Annotated in this window: 26 protein-coding genes; 7 read left to right on the top strand and 19 right to left on the bottom strand. The window is 63.6% G+C overall.

Annotation, left to right across the window (positions count from 1 at the left end):
• The 16 genes from ACM0M4_RS04245 to ACM0M4_RS04170 form a co-directional block, all read right to left on the bottom strand.
• Complete coding sequence (locus tag ACM0M4_RS04245) at positions 1-288, bottom strand: Acb2/Tad1 domain-containing protein (RefSeq protein WP_031630683.1); 288 nt, start codon at positions 286-288, stop codon at positions 1-3.
• Positions 288-917 carry a hypothetical protein gene (locus ACM0M4_RS04240; protein WP_221345494.1) on the bottom strand — a complete coding sequence of 210 codons (630 nt, stop codon included), beginning with the start codon at positions 915-917 and terminating at the stop codon, positions 288-290. Before ACM0M4_RS04240 ends, ACM0M4_RS04245 begins: the two co-directional genes overlap by 1 nt.
• Positions 918-963: 46 nt before the next feature.
• Positions 964-1,893 (bottom strand): phage capsid protein, encoded by a 930-nt coding sequence (locus tag ACM0M4_RS04235; RefSeq protein WP_043502536.1) that lies wholly within the window; start codon positions 1,891-1,893, stop codon positions 964-966.
• Positions 1,894-1,904: 11 nt separating this feature from the next.
• On the bottom strand, positions 1,905-2,282 hold the full coding sequence (locus tag ACM0M4_RS04230; RefSeq protein ID WP_023102437.1) for a capsid cement protein: 378 nt from the start codon (positions 2,280-2,282) through the stop codon (positions 1,905-1,907).
• A gap of 3 nt (positions 2,283-2,285) precedes the next feature.
• Positions 2,286-3,455 (bottom strand): peptidase, encoded by a 1,170-nt coding sequence (locus ACM0M4_RS04225; RefSeq protein ID WP_221345493.1) that lies wholly within the window; start codon positions 3,453-3,455, stop codon positions 2,286-2,288.
• 287 nt (positions 3,456-3,742) lie between these two features.
• A complete protein-coding gene (locus ACM0M4_RS04220; RefSeq protein ID WP_034011206.1) occupies positions 3,743-4,315 on the bottom strand; it encodes a phage virion morphogenesis protein in 573 nt (190 codons plus the stop codon).
• Positions 4,312-5,442 (bottom strand): phage head morphogenesis protein, encoded by a 1,131-nt coding sequence (locus tag ACM0M4_RS04215; RefSeq protein WP_270004083.1) that lies wholly within the window; start codon positions 5,440-5,442, stop codon positions 4,312-4,314. Before ACM0M4_RS04215 ends, ACM0M4_RS04220 begins: the two co-directional genes overlap by 4 nt.
• Before the next feature lie 119 nt (positions 5,443-5,561).
• A complete protein-coding gene (locus ACM0M4_RS04210; RefSeq protein WP_058128917.1) occupies positions 5,562-7,040 on the bottom strand; it encodes a DUF935 domain-containing protein in 1,479 nt (492 codons plus the stop codon).
• Positions 7,040-8,743, bottom strand: coding sequence for a hypothetical protein (locus ACM0M4_RS04205; protein ID WP_121411610.1), 1,704 nt, complete (start codon positions 8,741-8,743; stop codon positions 7,040-7,042). Before ACM0M4_RS04205 ends, ACM0M4_RS04210 begins: the two co-directional genes overlap by 1 nt.
• Position 8,744: 1 nt before the next feature.
• A complete protein-coding gene (locus ACM0M4_RS04200; protein ID WP_003094238.1) occupies positions 8,745-9,320 on the bottom strand; it encodes a DUF3486 family protein in 576 nt (191 codons plus the stop codon).
• A gap of 5 nt (positions 9,321-9,325) precedes the next feature.
• A complete protein-coding gene (locus tag ACM0M4_RS04195) occupies positions 9,326-9,634 on the bottom strand; it encodes a hypothetical protein (RefSeq protein WP_003094236.1) in 309 nt (102 codons plus the stop codon).
• The gene (locus ACM0M4_RS04190) at positions 9,624-10,013 is read right to left on the bottom strand and encodes a hypothetical protein (RefSeq protein WP_003094234.1); all 390 of its coding nucleotides are present in this window, start codon (positions 10,011-10,013) and stop codon (positions 9,624-9,626) included. Before ACM0M4_RS04190 ends, ACM0M4_RS04195 begins: the two co-directional genes overlap by 11 nt.
• 3 nt (positions 10,014-10,016) lie before the next feature.
• Positions 10,017-10,628, bottom strand: coding sequence for a lysis protein (locus ACM0M4_RS04185; RefSeq protein WP_121411609.1), 612 nt, complete (start codon positions 10,626-10,628; stop codon positions 10,017-10,019).
• Between the two features lie 201 nt (positions 10,629-10,829).
• Entirely contained in the window at positions 10,830-11,459 is a 630-nt protein-coding gene (locus ACM0M4_RS04180; RefSeq protein WP_010791818.1) for a transglycosylase SLT domain-containing protein, read from the bottom strand.
• Complete coding sequence (locus tag ACM0M4_RS04175) at positions 11,456-11,614, bottom strand: hypothetical protein (protein ID WP_003094227.1); 159 nt, start codon at positions 11,612-11,614, stop codon at positions 11,456-11,458. Before ACM0M4_RS04175 ends, ACM0M4_RS04180 begins: the two co-directional genes overlap by 4 nt.
• Positions 11,615-11,616: 2 nt before the next feature.
• Positions 11,617-11,913, bottom strand: a complete 297-nt coding sequence (locus ACM0M4_RS04170) for a putative holin (RefSeq protein ID WP_202981932.1) — start codon at positions 11,911-11,913, stop codon at positions 11,617-11,619.
• Between the two features lie 173 nt (positions 11,914-12,086).
• On the opposite strand from ACM0M4_RS04170, the gene ACM0M4_RS04165 reads away from it, so the two are divergent.
• Positions 12,087-12,686, top strand: coding sequence for a hypothetical protein (locus ACM0M4_RS04165; RefSeq protein WP_221345491.1), 600 nt, complete (start codon positions 12,087-12,089; stop codon positions 12,684-12,686).
• A 55-nt stretch (positions 12,687-12,741) separates the two neighbouring features.
• Here the strand turns inward: ACM0M4_RS04165 and ACM0M4_RS04160 are convergent, their stop codons facing one another.
• Positions 12,742-12,945: a hypothetical protein gene (locus ACM0M4_RS04160; protein ID WP_033866802.1), complete on the bottom strand. Its 204-nt coding sequence runs from the start codon at positions 12,943-12,945 to the stop codon at positions 12,742-12,744.
• Between the two features lie 19 nt (positions 12,946-12,964).
• Positions 12,965-13,402: a helix-turn-helix domain-containing protein gene (locus ACM0M4_RS04155; RefSeq protein WP_180216556.1), complete on the bottom strand. Its 438-nt coding sequence runs from the start codon at positions 13,400-13,402 to the stop codon at positions 12,965-12,967.
• A 98-nt stretch (positions 13,403-13,500) separates the two neighbouring features.
• Here ACM0M4_RS04155 and ACM0M4_RS04150 point away from each other — a divergent pair, with 98 nt between their 5' ends.
• Positions 13,501-13,710 (top strand): DNA-binding protein, encoded by a 210-nt coding sequence (locus tag ACM0M4_RS04150; protein WP_023657070.1) that lies wholly within the window; start codon positions 13,501-13,503, stop codon positions 13,708-13,710.
• Positions 13,711-13,755: 45 nt separating this feature from the next.
• Here the strand turns inward: ACM0M4_RS04150 and ACM0M4_RS04145 are convergent, their stop codons facing one another.
• Positions 13,756-14,076, bottom strand: a complete 321-nt coding sequence (locus ACM0M4_RS04145) for a hypothetical protein (RefSeq protein ID WP_033866801.1) — start codon at positions 14,074-14,076, stop codon at positions 13,756-13,758.
• Between the two features lie 26 nt (positions 14,077-14,102).
• Here ACM0M4_RS04145 and ACM0M4_RS04140 point away from each other — a divergent pair, with 26 nt between their 5' ends.
• From ACM0M4_RS04140 to ACM0M4_RS04120, 5 genes are all read left to right on the top strand, one after another.
• Positions 14,103-14,597 (top strand): hypothetical protein, encoded by a 495-nt coding sequence (locus ACM0M4_RS04140; protein ID WP_052156815.1) that lies wholly within the window; start codon positions 14,103-14,105, stop codon positions 14,595-14,597.
• Between the two features lie 398 nt (positions 14,598-14,995).
• The gene (locus ACM0M4_RS04135) at positions 14,996-15,484 is read left to right on the top strand and encodes a hypothetical protein (RefSeq protein ID WP_023442737.1); all 489 of its coding nucleotides are present in this window, start codon (positions 14,996-14,998) and stop codon (positions 15,482-15,484) included.
• Complete coding sequence (locus ACM0M4_RS04130; protein WP_121411608.1) at positions 15,477-15,737, top strand: hypothetical protein; 261 nt, start codon at positions 15,477-15,479, stop codon at positions 15,735-15,737. The genes ACM0M4_RS04135 and ACM0M4_RS04130 overlap by 8 nt, the downstream gene beginning before the upstream one ends.
• Complete coding sequence (locus ACM0M4_RS04125; RefSeq protein ID WP_031642102.1) at positions 15,734-16,033, top strand: helix-turn-helix domain-containing protein; 300 nt, start codon at positions 15,734-15,736, stop codon at positions 16,031-16,033. The genes ACM0M4_RS04130 and ACM0M4_RS04125 overlap by 4 nt, the downstream gene beginning before the upstream one ends.
• Before the next feature lie 57 nt (positions 16,034-16,090).
• Entirely contained in the window at positions 16,091-17,047 is a 957-nt protein-coding gene (locus ACM0M4_RS04120) for a hypothetical protein (RefSeq protein ID WP_033866797.1), read from the top strand.

Raw genomic sequence — 17,047 nt, 5'->3', positions numbered from 1 at the left:
TCAGCAGCCCTCGGGCTGAGCGATGGCGCGTACCAGAGCCATGACACCTGTCTGGATGTCAGTCTTGGCGATCGAAGCCCAGCGGCGGGGTTCTGCCTTCAGGAAGCGGCTGAACTCCTCCGTTGGCCCCTCGACAGCCAAGGTGCACTGGCACTTCACCAGGTGGGCAGAGACTTCACGCTGAAGCTCCAGCAGCTCAGCCCCCTTGGCCTTGACGCGGTTCATCAGGTCGATGTCTTCCTGAGTCAACTCGCGATAGCCGCTGATTTTGCGATGTTGGTTGTCCATTACTGCATCTCCGACCTGACCGCACCAAGCGACAGCAACTGAGCAGCCTGGGTGCTATCCAGGTAGATCGGATCACCATGGGTGTACGTCTCCCCGTCATGATCCAGACGCTCGCGCTGCACGATGAAGCGGTCCTTGAGGCCGGCGGCCAGATCCACCCCGATAGTCCGGCCCAGCTCGCCGCCGCGCGACTGAATCGCCAGTTCGTAGCAGGCTGCAGCCAGCGCTTCGAGATCCTCCTGGACCAGATCTTCCAGATAGGCCAGCGAACCGTCGCTGAGCAGCACCTGGTAGCGCGCGTCATCGTCGGCGATCCGCAAAGGCGATTTCGCCGCTTCGGGACTGGCCACTTCATCGCCGGCCGGCACGAGCACCTTCTGCGCCTGAATGGCAGCGACGAGCTGCTCGATCGCCAGCGTGGCGGCGTCCTGGATCTCCAGGTCGGCACCGATCTGCCGCAGTTCCGCTTCCGGCAGTTCGGCGAGCGGAATAACAGTGCCGTCCTGGTGTTGAACGCCGGCCAGTTGACCGTCGATCAGGTTCTCCTCCGCCGGCGGCTGTGCGCCGGTAGCGGCAGGTGCGGCAGGTGCAGCCGCTTTGTCCTTGTCGTTACTGGGTTTGCGGGCCATGAACACAGACTCCGAGGGGCGGCCAGAGCGGCCGCCCAGTTGAGGGTTAAGCCGCGACGGCGTTTTCGAAGAAGAAGCCGAGGTCCGGTGCGGTGACCAGTTCCTTGACCGACTCACCGACACGGACGCGCTGGCCACCGCGCAGGCCGATGTTCGGGTCGGCGATCGAACCGGACACGCGATCACCCCACTGGGCGGTCAGGCCGAAGGTGGTGCCGTTGCGGGTGTCGGCCAGGCGATCGCGATAGATGAAGGACGCGTGCGGCCCCCACGCGCGGATCAGGTTCGGGTTCTGCCCCGGCCGAGCGATGTTCAGCCGTGCTTCGCCGATGTAGATCGCGTCCAGTTCCAGCAGCTCCTGCAGGAAGGCCATCGGCACCATGCCCTCGTCGCCGAGCGAGCCGTTGTATGCCTTCACGATCTTCGGGTGACGGCGCAGGATGGTGGCGGTGCGACGGCCCAGCACGCCGATGTTCGGGCGCAGAATGACGCTATCCAGCGCATCGGTGATCACCGGCAACGGGTTGCTGGTCGGGTCACTCCACTGATCGGCACCGGACAGGGTGGTCTTGTTGCCCGCAGCGTAGCTATTGGGGCTGAAGACCAGCTTGGAGGTCCGAGCCTCGCGATCGAGCAGGATCAGGTTGGTGGTTTGCTCGGTCGCGTGGCCCAGGGGGTTGTAGTTCGTCGGTGCGTTGTCGATATCCGCCTGCGGCACCGGCGCGTCCAGGCCGTGGTCTTCGGTGCTGCCGGTTTCGTCGGTGGCGCTGAACTCTACTTCGTTCGGCTTGGACTTACGGCCGACCAGGGTTTCTGGGACGGTGAAGCCCTGGGCGAGGTCGTACTTCCAGAACTTGAACTCCTGCTTTCCGACCGGCACGCGCGGCAGAACCTCGTCTGCGATCATCCGGCCGTTGCGGTAGGCGATGGCGATCGCCGTCAGTTCGGGATCGATGGGAAATGGTGCATTGCTCATGGAGCGCTCCTTCAGGCTACCGGCAGAACGGCCGGGGCGATGTAGACGGACCCGATATCACCCGCGACGCCGCTGAGTTCAGCGAAGCCGATGATGTAAGTGGTGGCGGCCGGCGGCAGCGTCGCGGCAACCGCTCGCCCCTGGGCGTCGGCCGTCAGCGCATCACCGCGAGTGACGTTGCCGCCGTACTCGACCGGCGCCAGGCCGGAACGGATGACGTCGAAGACCGCACCGTCGGCGGCGGGAATTTCGGTGCTGATGCCGATCAGCAGCGCAGTGCTACCGGCGGCCTGGGCGGCCAGGCCGTCCGAGCTGCCATGAATCACGATGCGGCGGGCGGCGATGGCGCCGCTGGCACGTTTGGCGGCGATGAGTCCGGGAATGTTCATGGCCTACTTGGCTCCCTTGGTGATGTGGGTAACGGCCTCGGTCGTGCTGATATGGCGTCCAGCCTGCCGCTGTTCTTCCTGATAGCTCTGCGCTCGCGCTGCAATGGCGTGAGCACTGCCGAAGCTCAGGTCGCCGCCGTCGCCGGATTTCTCGGAAAAGTCCACCTGCTTGGGCAGTTCGGCCAGCAAGCTGCGCAGCACCTCGGCCGCCGGCTTGGTGACCTGGCCGTCGCCCTCGGCGAACTCCAGGGGAGTGTCGGCAGGCAGACTCACCAGCAACTCGATCACCGGAGCCTTCTGGCGCGGCAGCAGTCGGCCGGCCTTGACCAGGCCTTCGGCGAACTCGGTGACCTCGTTGCGATGTTCCTGGGCTTTTTGCTGGGCCACCTGTGCTTCGCGGGTGGCCAGCAGTTGCTCGCGCTCGTCGAGCTGGCGTTGGCGCTCCTGGAGCGCGGCTTCGTCAGGCATGGTCGTGTCCTGCTGTGATGGGTGAGAGGTCCGGTCAGCCTCTGCCGCTGACGCGGAAGCACCGTCGGATGGGGTGACGGTGCCCTGCGGCTCTTCCGCAGCGGCGGCAGAGGCTGCTGCGGCGTCGACGCCTTCTATTGCGGGTTCGGAGAACGACGCCTGGGCACTGGCGCCGTTGGTGACTGCACGCCGCGCGTCCTCCTCGATCGAGGACAACTGCCATTGCGGGATGAGCTGGTCGGCTCGTTCGGCGCCTTCGCGCTCGACGAAGAAGTCACGCAGGCGGCGCAGGATCTCGGTCAGAGCCGTCACCGCGTAGGGCGCTTCCGCGAATTCGATGACCAGATCGCCGTCATCCTCGGCGAAGTTCAAGGCATCGGGAATGCCTTTGATGGCCGGCGGCACAGCACCGAGGAAGCCGATATGGCGCAAGTAGTGCTTGCCCGGAACCGGGTTGCCTGGTGAGTCCGGCAGGTACACCGAAGCGCTGCGCTTCTTGTACATCTTGCGGTTCGCGGCTTCTGCGAACTCGGGGACCACCTGGTGCGGCTCGGCATAGAGCATGCCGTCGCGCACCTCCAGACCCTTGGCCCAGCCGTAGGCCGGTGCATTGAGCTTGGGGTGACCGATGACGAGAGGGGCCTCGCTGAGCGCCGGATCGTAGGTCGCGGCGATCTCCTGCAGGATGGCCTCGGTGAACTCCACCGGGCGACCATCGAGAGCGACGTGCCGGCCGGCGGGGAGGATTGGCAGAGTGGCGGTTGGCTTTTTCATGCCGCCCAGAGTGAGGCGGCAGAACTGGACGATCTTTGTCGCAATCGAAAATTGGGACAGAGGCCGCGCTGGGGAGGCTTTTCTACGAAACCACGCCAACGGGCACCGTGGCAACCCCAGTAGGGCGATTTATAAAGCGTCAGCAAGGCCCGTAGAGGGGCGTAGGCCGACGAAGATAGACCTACGCCCTCGTTTGGGCCACCAGGGGCCTAGAAACGCTAATTCTGCAAGGTTGAGTTTATGAGGCTCATGACTCGCTGCAGCAGTTGGGCATCGTCAGTATCCGACGTGCCCAGCCAGGGCCTGGCCGGCATGGTGATCGTGTAGGGGCCGATGCGTACGTCCTGGGCGAAGTTGCTGCGGCGTTTCGGGACGAACTGTCGACCGACCTCGCCAGTACGCTCATTCATCCTGAAGTAAACCGTGCTCTGCCGCTCACGCCGCTGGATCGTGCCGCCGAACTGGTGGATGGCACCGTAGTCGCGATCGGTACCGAACAACAAGGTATCCCCTTCAACCTGGCCGCGCAGTGACCCTCGCAGTAATCCCTCGGATGTCAGGATCTTGTCCCTGTTTCTCCGCTTGCGAGCCAGGTAGCGAGGCGACAGTGCCGTCCAGGGCGTGCCGTCAGGAGCCTGCTGGGCACGGAAGCGCGCCTGGTGAATGCGCAGCAACGGTTCGATCAGGTCTTCGAGGAGCAGGGAGGGATCACGCAGAGTCGCGGCCGCCGCGCTCAGTGCCTGTGTCACCTGCTGGCTGTCGAACTCCAGCTCGATACGTGCACCGCTCATAGTCCACCCTCCACCAGAGCCAAACGTCCGTTGGCCAACTGCTGCCCGAGCTGCTCGACGTCGACCACGCTGCCGGACTGGACGGCATTGCTACGCGAGCTGCCCTGCAGGAGATAGTTGACGATCAATGAGAGCCAGCCTCCGCGTCGGCCAGAGTCGAACACGTAGACCAGAGCATTGGATGATGCATCCAGGAGAACAGCCTGCGGCTGGGCGAGCGCCTGCGGCAGTTGCCGCAGGTCGGCCAGCGTCAGTCCAGCGAGCGCGTCGTCTACCTCTGGCTCGGCCGGCGCGGCCTTGACCAGTGACACCAATTGCTCGTCGCGCATGCTGATCAACGCGGTCTGTGGCGTGACGCCCGCCCGCTGCATGCCCACGACCGTCTCGGGGCTCAACGTGCCCACGTTGCGAGCGCTGCCACGCACCACCGGCTCGGCCACGACCTCATCCAGCCAGCTCGTCCAGGAGCGCTGCAGCGCCTCCTCGACACGCTGCTCGTCCAGCAGTTGCCTGTTCATGCGTGCCGCCGGTTCGGCCGGCAGCGGCGCGGTCTTCTCCAGGGTCAGCTGCACCTGGTTCTCGAAGGCGGCTCGACCGGGCGCGTAGTTCCAGCCCGGATCGATGCCCTCCGGCACCTGGACTACCTCGCCGTGGAAAACGATGTTGCGCATGCGACCAGGCGGAGGTTCGTCTGGTCCCGACTTCCCCATCGCCTGCAGCTCATCCAGGCTGTAGGCCGTGACGTAGCACTCGCAGCCGAATCCACTGGGCGGATAGTGCGTCTGCCACCAGGGGTTGTCGGCGTGGATCACCAGGCCGTCCCAGGCCAGGTGCAGCTCACGCGGATGCTCGACGGCATCGCTGTGGTGATAACCCCAGTACGGTCGGGTCGCCTTCACTGCCTGCAGCTGGGCGTAGCGGCCGGCTGCGTAGCTGGTACGCAGGTTGGTGCGGTAGATCACCTGGGCACGCCAAGCGCGACCGCCAGCCGGCTCCCAGCCGTAGTTGTCCAGAACGGCGTAGTAGTCCTTCTGGAACTCCTCCAGGGTTAAGCCATCGCGGATCGCCTGACGCACCACGGCATAGAGATCTGCGACCAGGTCCGCACGATGGGCACCTGCGCTCACAAACGACTGATCGTGGGCGGCGCCGCGCACCGTGGCGTAGTTGACCGAGGGGTTCTTCGCCTCAAAGAAAGCGATCTGCTCGCGAAACGAGAGGCTGCCATACGTCGCTGCGGTAGCCATCAGGCACTACCTCGCGCGGCCAGATCGTCCTGGACGTCAGTACGCCCAGCCAGGTTCGCTGCCTGCAGGCCGACCGCCATGGCGGCCGCGTATTGGTCCAGACTCAGCTCGGGAGCAAGTCGCAGCAGTTGCTCCTGCAGGTCGTCGAGGCTGGTGGCATTGTCGACCAGAGCGCGGAGTTGCTCGCTCCAGTCCTTTACCGCCGGCTGCATGACCTTGGCCAACTGGTCCGTCATCGCCGCGGCCGGATCGCTTCCCCCGGCACGTTCGGCAAACTCGGCGGCAGGTGAGGGGCCAGTTGGCTGACCTTGCTCCTGTTTCTGATCCTGCTCCTGGACCTCAATTCCATAGGTCTCCTGGACGTAACCCAAGGTGGGCTTGAAGCCGGAGAACCGCACTACCTTCTCGTCTCGGCTGGCCTTGGCGTCCATGTCCTCGGGTTCTTCGACGACCCGGTAAACGCATGGCGGCTCAGCGCCGGGGAAGTTCCACTCGGTCAGCCAACGCGCGGGGCCCTGGTTGAAGCTCTCACAGATCAGGTCGGCGTCGGCTTTCACCAGGTCGAGGCGCACGTCGGCCTGCAGATCGTCGTTGCCCAGGCGGCCGGGAGTGCCCTGGCTCGACGCCACCTGGCCCAGCGTAACCTTGGCGATGGTCTCATCCATGGTGTCGTGCAGGATCTTGTAGTCGGCCGTGCCAGAGCGCGAGGCCTCCAGCAGTTCCACCAACATGTCCTCCGGCATGATGACACCGGTATCGGTCTGAATCGCCTGGGTGGCGGCCAGCAGCTTGGCCTTCTCCTCTGGCGTGGCGTTCTTCCCGAATTTGCCGACGGCCGTGGGCATACCGAACTTGTCCAGGAACGTGAGCCAGAACTTCAGTCCGTTGCGCTTGAAATACACCGGCCAGTACAGCCAATGGGCCAGTCCGAGGCCATAGGGCTCATCGTCGTTGTCGGCGCCGGTCGAGAAGTGCCAGAAGTACGGCGAAGGGCACGGCTCACCCTCGAACATGTTGTTCGGCGTCAGCAAGCGCAGGCCGCCCTGCAGGTCGTAACGGAAGCGGCGGCGGTTGCGCACCTTGACCGCCTGCAGGGTGATGTAGCGGTCGTCGCGGCCGTAGATGAGTTCCGACACGGCGTGGCCGTAGTACACCCCATAGAGCATGCCGTTGGTGATCCGGTCCCAACCAACGTTCTGCAGCTGCTGCTTCAGGTGCTCAGCTGCGGCCTTGTCGATCCGGCGGTCGCCGCCGGCATCGACCTGCCACTCCTTGCTGACGACGGCCAGCTGACGCTGGCCCCAGGTCGCCTTGACCTGGGCGTCGCGCAGCACTTCCTCGTAGATGCGCAGGTCGTTGCCGCCCCGGCGCTGCAGAATGTAGTCGCTCGGTTGCTGGAGGCCGGAGAGGAATGGACGGGTAATATCGCGGCCGTCGCCCGTGGTGGCGATCTCCTGGCCGAGCTTGGGCGGGTGCATCAGTAGCCTCCGAGGTCGGTGCGGCCGGCGACGGTGCCCCAGCCGCGGTTGGTGGTGTTACGGGTACCGGCAAGGTCTTGTTGTGCGGAGGCTCGGCGCCCAGCCGACTGGCACTCGATAGGCTGCTTGCGGCCAGCCATGTAGCTTGCTCGCACGGCCATGACCAGGCTCACGGCGCTGTCGCCATGACGCTTTGCCTTACCGCCCGCCGACTCCAGATCAGCCTTGCGGCCTTTGTCGATCACTGGAATGCCGTTCTCGACCTTGATCGAGAGAAGATCGTCCAGCGTGCTTTGGTGCCTGGACAGCTCTATGTTGAAGGCCTCGAACTCCCCTTTGAGCTTGGGCATCCACTCGGCGTACCAGGCAAGGTTGAGGCTGACCTGCTCGACCACCGCTGGGCCATACCGCAGCGCCGCCTGTTCCGCGAGGTATCCGCCGTTGCCGGTGGCATCGAAGGCCATGCCCACGACACGCGGCAGGCGATCGCAGATGAAGAACATGATGTCGCGCTGTGCTTCGTAGGTCAGGTTGCGCAACTCGACTCGGAACGCCTCCCGCTTGCGCAGGGTCGGCGAGATCTGCAGCGGGGTGAACACGGTCAGGTCGCCGCGGCGCGCGAAGTCTTCGCCGAAGCTGTGGGTGTTCTCCGGGTCCAGCCTGGCCAGCTCTGGCAGAAGGTTTTCTTCGCACCAGGTGCGGATCTCGTCTTCCCGCATCTGTGGTGTCCAGCCTTCGAAACCTTCCGGTGCCTCGTACCGGTAGATACGGATCGAATGGTCCTGGACCATCGCCTGCTCGATGAGCACGCGAGATAGGTAGGCGCCACCGGACTTCTTCGGGATGCAGCCGTATTCCTCGTCGGCGGACTCGGTATTGGGGGCGTTCTTGTACAGCCCATCGCGCCACGCCTTCTCGGCCTCGGGCGACCACACCTGGCCGGTGACGAAGCAGATTCGCTTGTACAGCCCTTCGGCGATCGCATCATCCAGGGTGATGCGGTGAACGCTGTAATCCTTGCGGCCCTCGCGGGCATCCTGGATGTACTGGTTGAACGGGTTGTCGACACCGTTGTGGGTGCTGATCAGGCGGACCTTGTTACCCCACATCGTGAGCGCCAGGGCGGCCTTCAGCAGTTCCTCCAGGGACTCGTGGAACGCCGCCTCGTCGATCACCACATCGCCCTGCAGGCCGCGCAAGTTGCTCGGCCGGCTGCTCAGGGCCTGGATCTTCCGCCCCGACTTCGGGAAGCGGATCATGTAGGTCAGGATCTCTTCCTTCTTCCCTTCGTCCCAGAAGGTCTGCTCGTAGACGTCAGCCTCGGCCAGCTCGTTGAAGGCGCGGGCGAACAACGCGCAGGCGGCGATGTACTCCAGCGCCATCTCCTGCTTGCTGCCGACGTAGAAGGTGTTGCAGCCACCTCGGCGCCGCGGCTTGGCGGCATTGATCACGTTGCGCCCGGCTTCGGCCCAGGTCAGGCCGGTGCGGCGAGACTTCTCCGCGATCATGATCGGACTCTCGTCCTCGAACCAGCGCTGCTGGTAGCCCAAGAAGACGGCGTCGTTGGAGGGAATCGCCTCGGATATCTCCTGCGGCACGTCGACGCCATGCAACGCCATCTCCTCGGCCAGGTCGATCTTGCGCGGCGCGCTGGTGGCCTTGAGCTTGGAGCCCAGGTTATCGGACGTTGCGTGCATGGCCATGTCAGGCTTTCCCCAGCAGGATGTCGCGGATACGTTGTTCGAGCTGCTCGCTCATGCCATCGCTGCCACGCATCTCTTCCAGGCGCTGCTCCTGTTCCTGGAGCTGTTTCTCGCGGCCCCGCTGCTCAGCCTCTGCCTGGAACTTCTTCAGCGTGACGCTGGAGCGCGTCAGCGTCGCGATGTTCTTGGCCGCAGACGCCAGCAGTCCGACACGATCGGCCGGGTCCATCTCTTCATCACCAGCCTCCTGCAGGGAGATGATCGACTCGAACAGCTCGGACTGGATCATCGCCGTCAGTGCCTCGCTGCGTGCGTCCAGGTCGTCGCCGGCCTGGGCACGGATCAGCTTGGCCGCCTCGGTGCTGGCACGAATTGCCGCCAGCCGCCGCTCCAGCTTCTGGCCGTAGCGATGTACGGCTGCACGGCTGGGCAGCTCGCCGGCCTCGGCCTGGCTCGGGAACTGCGCCTGCAGGTCCGCGATCAGCTCGTCCAGGGTCATCCGGCCATCGGCCAGGCGCCCCTCGATGTAGGCCCGGACCTGGTCCGGTAGCCGGGAGATCGATGATTTCCGCCCCATGGTCGTCACCAGTACTTCTTGGGGCGAGCGATGCCGGGTTCGCAGTCGATGGTGTACTCGGCGACGTCGGTGCCGTACCGGGTCAAATCGGCGAACCACTTGCCAGACGGTTCCTTGACCAGGGTCACCAGGTCACGGTCGGCCAGGTAGTCCAGCTCGCGACGGATCTCCAGCGGGGTGGCGTCGGGGTACTCGCTCTGTGCGACCGAGAGGACTGGCCCCTCGTAGGCGCCCACCGGTCGAGCGTTGTTCAGGGTCAGCAGAATCAGCCAGCGCAGGGATTCCCGGCGAATCTTGGCCATATCAGTTTGCATGGTTTGCTCCTACCAAGCCGCGCAGCTGCGCGTTTTCCAGTTTCGTGGCCAGGCTGTCGAGCTTCATCTCGATCACGCTCTGGCCGCGGATGTAGTCGTCGCGAAGCACGTACTGGAACGGAAGCTCGGCCTTCAGGCTCATCAGCTCTCGCTCAACGCGCTGCCACTGGTTGGTTTCTTCCCGCGCGGCCTGCTCGATGGCGTCCAGCCGGTAGGAGAGTTGTTCATGGTTCGCCAGGCGTGCCTGGTCTTGGCTTGCGAACCTCGCATCCAGGCTCTTCTGGATCTGGTTGAGCAGCAGCTTGCCGCCGCCCGCGCAGGCCCCGAGGAAGGTCAGCAGCAGAGTGATCAACTGCCACAGTTCCAGCTCGACCTTCATTCCCTATTCCCCTTGTTCCAGTAGTGCGTTGAGCTGAGCGAGATTGCGAAGAGACCAGGCCCCGTAGTCCTGGGCAAAGGCCAGGATGTCCGCCGGAGTGACGCCGCTTTCCAGTAGCTCGGCGTCAGAACCGGCGGCGGGCCAGGTCGCTGCTTGAGTGCCGGCGGAAGCGGTGCGCGCTCCTGTGGCGGGCAAACCGGCACCGAGGGCGGTGTTGAAGTCGCGCACCCAGCCGCGAGTGAAGACACAGCGAGGGATAGCAATAGGCGCAGCACCAGGTGCCGCTCGGTAGGCGGTCGATACATGGGCGATTCGCTCCTGGAGTTGGTGTCGGGTGTCGGTCAGTTGCTGCTGTACCTGCAGCAGTTGCTCCTCGGCCAGGTTGGCGCGCGCGATCTGCTGCTTGTACTGGACCAGGGCGTCCTGAAGGGCCTGGGCGCGTTCGTTGGTGTGCTGCAGCTGCAGGTTGAGCAGCGCAGCGTCACCCTCCGCGCGGGCGGCGGCATACCCACGGTCGTAGCTGGCAGAGCCGTGGATCACCACAGCGGCGCCGCACAGCACCGCGCTCAGCACGAGCCAGAACGTACTGGTGCGTAGGAGACTAAGGATGCCCATGGCGCCCCCTTTGCCGACGGTACTTGCGGGCCTTGCGTTTTGCCCGAGCCACACCGGACTTACCGCGCCGCTCGCGCGGCACTGGCGAGCAATACAGCTCAGGTGCCGGTAGGAAGTCGCGACTGCCTGCGAACAGCCGCCGAATGACCGCTAGGTCTAGGTAGGTAACGTTCAGAGCCAAGGTGATGCTGGAGGACAGTCTCACAGGGTGTACCTCTCTCCGCACACACCGTCGCCCCACTGCAGATAGATCCGCTCGTAGCGCAGCAGGATGAGGCGCGGGTAGTTGCGGTTCTCGCGGAAGTTGGCGGCCGAGCGCCCGGCGTTGAAGCGCTCGACGGAATCGAACCAGGCCAGCTGGTCGGCGCCGGATGCCGAGGCCAGCCTACGGTCGCGATTTACCCACCCCTGGCCGCCGTTGTAAGCGGACAGTACGAATGCCCAGCGATCACACTCGCTGGAGGCCTGGTTTCGGTCGTAGAGCCAACGGTCGTAGGTGACCAGCGCGCGCAGTGCCCAGCCAGGATTGAACGGCTGATTGGTGCCGAGGGCGGCCGGATACAGGCCGGCGATCCACTCCGCGGTTCCGGGCATGAACTGCGCCAGGCCCTGGGCACCAACCGGCGAGCGGGCATCAGCACGCCAACGGCTTTCCTGGTGAACCTGTGCGGCAAAGGTGGCGATCGGCGCCGACAGGCCCCATTCGGCATGGGCGCTGCGCACCAGGGTGCGCCGGTATTGCTCGGCGGCAGTGGGGATGCGATCCGTCGCGAAGGCCGGCTGGCAGGCGCTCAGCAGGCCCAGCAGGCCGAGGGTGAGCAGGCGCTTCATCCGAAGAAGCCTCCCCACCACACCAGGGCCGTCATCGCGATCACGTCGAACACGCGCTGCTTGAAGCTGATCACGTTGGTGAGGCCATCGCACGCATAGGACGTAACCAGGACCACAGCGGCCAGCACGATCCAGATGATTTGCGGGGCGCCCATGGTCAGAGCCCCAGCGTCAGGCCGAGGATGCAGGCCAGTACGATCAGCCCACGGCGCAGCCAGGCGCCCACGACCACCAGGTTGGCTGAGCACTCATGCGGGCGAGCCACGTAGGGAAACAGGCTGCGGTCGATCCAGTAGCCGGCCACTGCGCCCAGCGTCACCAGGACCAGCTTATAGGTGACGACCTGGAGCTGCTCCGGGCGAATGGCGGCGAGGATGATCAGCAGGACAAGGGTGACCAGCGTCCAGCTGGTCATACGCGGCGCGCGGCGGCGCCGGGGTTGCGGCGATGGCATGACGATGCTCCCGATGGGGTGGCCATCCCTGGCCAACTGATGGGCATCCTGCTCCTGCAGGACGCCCGGACATCATCGTCACGCGCGCGCGAAGGCTCTTTTTGGGTACCGAACAATCAATCGATAGGACGACGGATCAGCATTGGATCTCCATCACCGAGGAGACCACTACCATGTCCAGGCATGAAGACCTGCTGTTGCAACTCATCCAGCGTGACCCCGACAAGATCAGGAGCATCCTGGGGCTGCTGATGGACTCGCTACCGGATGATTCCGCTCCCGAGTCCAATGAAGGCACGAATGACGAAATCAAACAGCAAGTGCTTGCGCAAAAGCACGGCTGTTCGTCTCATCACCTGGAACGGTGGCTACAGGCCTTCGAGCGTCGAATAAAGGAACAGACTGCTCGGCTACTGGAACCTCTTATTGATCCTGCGGACTTTTGGGATCTGGTCTCGAAACCACGTTGTCCGGAACGTCCCCCTGCGCAGGCGCTGGAGGCCGAAGAGCCGGCCAAACCGGGGCCCCTGAAACACATCGCGTTTTCAGGGCCACAGCGTGTCTTGCTGGATCAGTTGGCGCAGTACTGGCTCAGGATCGCCGCAGTGTCGAAGCGCGAGGCTGAGGCGAACCCCAACCCGGACCGGAAGCGCGGGCTGGAGCTGAGGTACATGGCGCACTACAACTGCGCCGCAGAATTACAGAATCTGCTCAAGACCGGGGAGCTTCCGGGCCATCTCGGTTTTCAGGTACTCGCGCAAAAGCCCGAATGACCAAGAGGCCGAGGGCTTCAGAATGACGTCCTTGGCCTTCTTCCACAGCGTGTCCTCACTTACCCAGCATACCCAAGAGCTGACGGTAGACTCCCTCGATAAGGTCGGGCAAGGGTGGAGTGCTCTCTCTTTCCTCGATGCCGAACCAGTACTGTTCTCGGGAGTCCAGCATCTGGTTTTGGCTAGTGACATAAGTCGTCACCAACTGCACAGCCAACTTCATGATTTCTCGCCTGGTTTCTTCACTGAAATCATTCATCGCAGCATCTCCGTAATCATCATTCGCCGCCTTGGCGTTTCTCTTTCGCACGGTCCTTGTGCGCCAGAGCACTCGCTGTGCTCTCCATGGCTCTCCGTCCTTCTTCATCTGATCCCCGATAGTTCTCGATCAGGGCCTTTTCTCGCTGATTGAGCCTGTACTCGCCAAGCGGTTCAGCGACGACTGAGTGCGTGACTGGATTGGCCTTTTGGGTCAAATGTGCCGTCAACGGCACATTTGACCCGTAGGTCATAGCCTGACCCCGAACTCCAGTCACGACATACAACACGTCCAGTCCGTGCTCAGCCCATGCCGCAAGCACCGTGGCATTAGGCGCTGCAGCGCCTTTTTCCCAATTGATCTGTGAGTGCTTGGAAGCCCCAGCCAAAGCGGCGAAGTCCGTTTGGTTGTAGCCCAGGCGTTCTCGTTCAGCCTTAAGTCGCTCGCCAAGGTTCATAAATATCTACCATTCGCTTGACGAGTAGAAAATTCTCTACCATCATCAACCCAACAAAACACAAACATCATTCAGCAACCAGTCAAGGAGCCACCGCCATGGCTACCCAGAAGGCACTGACCCCTGACCAGGTCAAACAGCGTTTCCGCCAGCGCGGAATCACCATTACCCAGTGGGCCGCAGAGCATGGTTACAAGCGCAACGCTGTGTACCGCGTGCTCAACGGCTTCGACAAAGCCAACTACGGCCAGGCCCACGACATCGCCGTAGCCCTCGGCCTCAAGGCCTGCGACCCCGTCGCCGCCTAATTCTTTCACCTCCAACAACAGCAGTGAGGGACACCGCCATGTCCATCAATCGTTTTCAGGCTTCTGGCCAGCGCCTGGCTGCTTGGGCTCGCCAGCAAGGCTTGGTGCCGGCATCAGTTGAAACCTTGAACGCCGCAGCAGCACCTCGGGTTCATCAACCAGCATCCCAAGCATTCGCTGAAACAGCACGTCCTGAAGCGAGTCCGGCTCTATCTGCTGGTTGTGCCAGTCCGCAAGTAGACGGGCGTACTCCGCTGTATCCAACTGCCCCGTCTTGCCCAGTGCCAGCACCAACGCCTGAAGCAGTTGCATCAGTCCCTCGATGCCTTCCAGAGCCCAGTCCCGGCCCGTTTCCTGTTCTTCCATCCGTCCTCCTACCGAGGGTCACCGCCATGACCGACCAACCGCAACTCATGACCGAAGAGATCGAATTGATCCCTCATCCCATGGACGCCTGGCGCGCCGCACTCAACGCGCTGATCGCCTGCGCCCCTGGTGACAGTGCAGCCATCGCCGTACACCTGGCCGAAGCCCGCCAGCAGGCCCTGGTGTTCGTCGATCGCACTGCTGCCACCGAAGGCACCCGCAAATTGGTCGACCGTCTGATGCTGATCGGCGCCGGCCGACTGGTCAGCGACCGCCCGTCAACGGAAGCCCTGCTGGCAGCAGCCACCCGCACCAACGGCAAGTGCCTGCTGACCGCAACAGAGGCCGCCATGCGCACGGCAGTCCACAACTGGAGTGCGCCAAAGGTGCAACTAGCCATCCGCGATATCAACGCCCTAAGCCCCGAAGATATGCGTCTGGTAATCCAAGACGTTCTGCGGCGCCAGAGCCTGGAGCAGCAAGACAGCCTTGTCGAGGCTGATATCGGCACGGCGCGTTAGCAGCCCATCGGTGATGCAAATGACCTCCCATCCAGCGCTCTCACCGACAAGTAGGCGGGGGACTGCGTCCAGTGTTCTGGTCAACAGCTCGGCAACCTCTGGGCTGTCGATCAACCAGAGCGCGGCTGCTTCACTGTCGGGCCGCCCGTGCTGGTCGACGAAACGGTGGTTGAGCCAAGCCCTGTCTGGCCCCGCCGAGAAGTTGATATCGCCATGCACAAGGTGAGCGTCTCGCTGCACGTCGACGCGGGATTCACGGATGGTCAGTTGCACGTACATGGTTTGTCCTCGCAGTGAATGTACCCCAACAGAGTGGCCATTTGGTAACGACATTGCCAAGGGCAAAACAGAGTTTTTGATTGGAAGCCGCCTCAGACGGCCCAAAGGAGCCCCATCCAATGAAGCGCCGAAATTGGAAACACTGGGTGCCGCGCTCGCCAGCCGACGCACTGGACGGCTGCGCGCAGCTGGCCATGCAGCGCTACAACCGAGGAATCGAACGTTTGGCCTGTGATCACCTGGGCCAGAACAACCACAGTTCTCTCTATAAGTGGATCGGCAACGGCCGCCTGCCGCTGAGCCTGATCCTGCCGCTGGAGCACGCCTGCGGCCTGCCGCTGATCACTCGCTACCTGGCCGCCGCTCACGGCAAGCTCCTGGTCGACATCCCGGTTGGCAAGGCTTGCAACGCCAGCGACCTGCAGCAGCTGCAGGGCGTGCTGCACAACGCCACCGGCGCGCTGATGGCCTTCTACGACGGCAAGCAAACCGCCGAACAGACCCTGGACGCCATTCGCGCCGGCCTCGAATCCCTCGCCTGGCACCACGGCAACGTTGCCCAGGCAGAAACCCCTCAACTGGACTTTGGAGTGGCTGACGATGAGTAAGGCCATCAACCTGCAGGCGCTGCTGCGTCGCCTGGACGAGCAAGCCTATGAGCAGCTCTGCATCGAAGCTGCTCGCATTGCCGAAGAGAACGAACACCTGCGCACCGAGCTGACCCGCATGGAGGAATGTGCCGAAGGATGGTGCAACGAGGCCCAGCATCTCCACCAGCAACTGGCGGAAGCCACCGGTGGCCAGGCCGCTATCACCCAATCCGGCGCCCTGGTCGTCATTCCGATGGAGCGCTGCGCATGAGCACCAAACGCACCCACGACAGCGTTAGCCGCGCCCTGCGAGTACTCAAGGCCCTGCGCGGCCACACCCTCAATGGGCTGAGTAACGCCGAGCTGGCCAAGGCGCTGGGCGAGAGCCCGGCGAACATCACCCGCTACATGGACAGCCTGATAGAGGCCGGCTTCGCCACTCGCCTCGACAGCGGACGCTTCGCCCCGAGCATCGGCTTTTTGCAATACGCGATGGCCACCGCCGAGGAGCTGCAGCGCGGTGCCGCACGCATCAACGAGATCCAGGCGCGCATCAGCGCCCACTGAACAAGGAGCAACACCCATGAACTATCGGAAATCGGCTGGTGATCGGAGGGTTGCCTGATGGCTCGCAAATCACAAGCCGCTGTTGAACTGCTTGAAGATGACATTGAACAAGGTCAGGCCCTGCTAGCCAAGCAGCACCAAATGGCCGCGCTCAACACCGAACATGACAACCAGGTGCGCGCTGTGGCTGCACAACTGGGCTATCAACTACCGGCCGATTGCACGGACCCGGACCTGATCCAGCGCGACATCGCCGCCAACATGCGCCGCAGCGTAGAGGCGTGCCTTGAAGTGGGGCGTGGCCTGCAGGTGTTGAAAAAGGCATGCGGACACGGTGAGTTCGCTGATCGCCTGGAGGTATTGGGAATTGACCGTCACGTTGCTGCCCGCTTCATGCAGTCGGCCGCCAAGTTCGCCAGCCTGGGCAACAACTCGACGTTGACCAAAGCTATTGGCAATCAGACCAAGCTCTTCGAAATGCTCGTCCTGGATGATGAAGAGATCCAGGAGCTGGAACTCACTGGCCAGACCGGCGAGCTGAGCATTGACGATGTGGCCACCATGTCGGTCAAGGAATTGCGCAAGGCCCTGCGCGAAGCCCGCGAAGACAAGAAGGCCCTCGCCCAGGTCAACGCCGACAAGAACACCAAGATCGACGAACTGGCCGCTCAACTGGCGCGAAAGCCGCTGGTGGTCGTGCAGCCGATGGATGAGCAGTTGGCCGAACGACGCGAAGAACTCGCTACCAAGGCCACCGCGGCCGAAGCCGCCATTGCCGGCGCACTGCATCCGGCCGTCCAACTGCTGGTCGAGAAAGGCGAAGAGTCCGGGCAAGACCAGCGTCCGATCATCGCCGGCATGCTCGCCCAGGTAGAGCGGGCGCTGCTGCAGATCCGCGCTGAGTACAACATCCCCGCCACGCCGTCCGCCAGTGTCACACCGACCTGGATGGCTGATGACAGCGAGGAGGCGGTGAAGGCCGCGTTGGCCGAAGCCGCCAAGCAGGGTGAGTAA

Origin of the sequence: Pseudomonas sp. 18-147, assembly GCF_051048045.1 — a bacterium.
In the GTDB taxonomy this organism is placed as follows: Bacteria; Pseudomonadota; Gammaproteobacteria; order Pseudomonadales; family Pseudomonadaceae; genus Pseudomonas; species Pseudomonas aeruginosa.
This window is presented reverse-complemented; position numbering and strand designations above follow the sequence as displayed.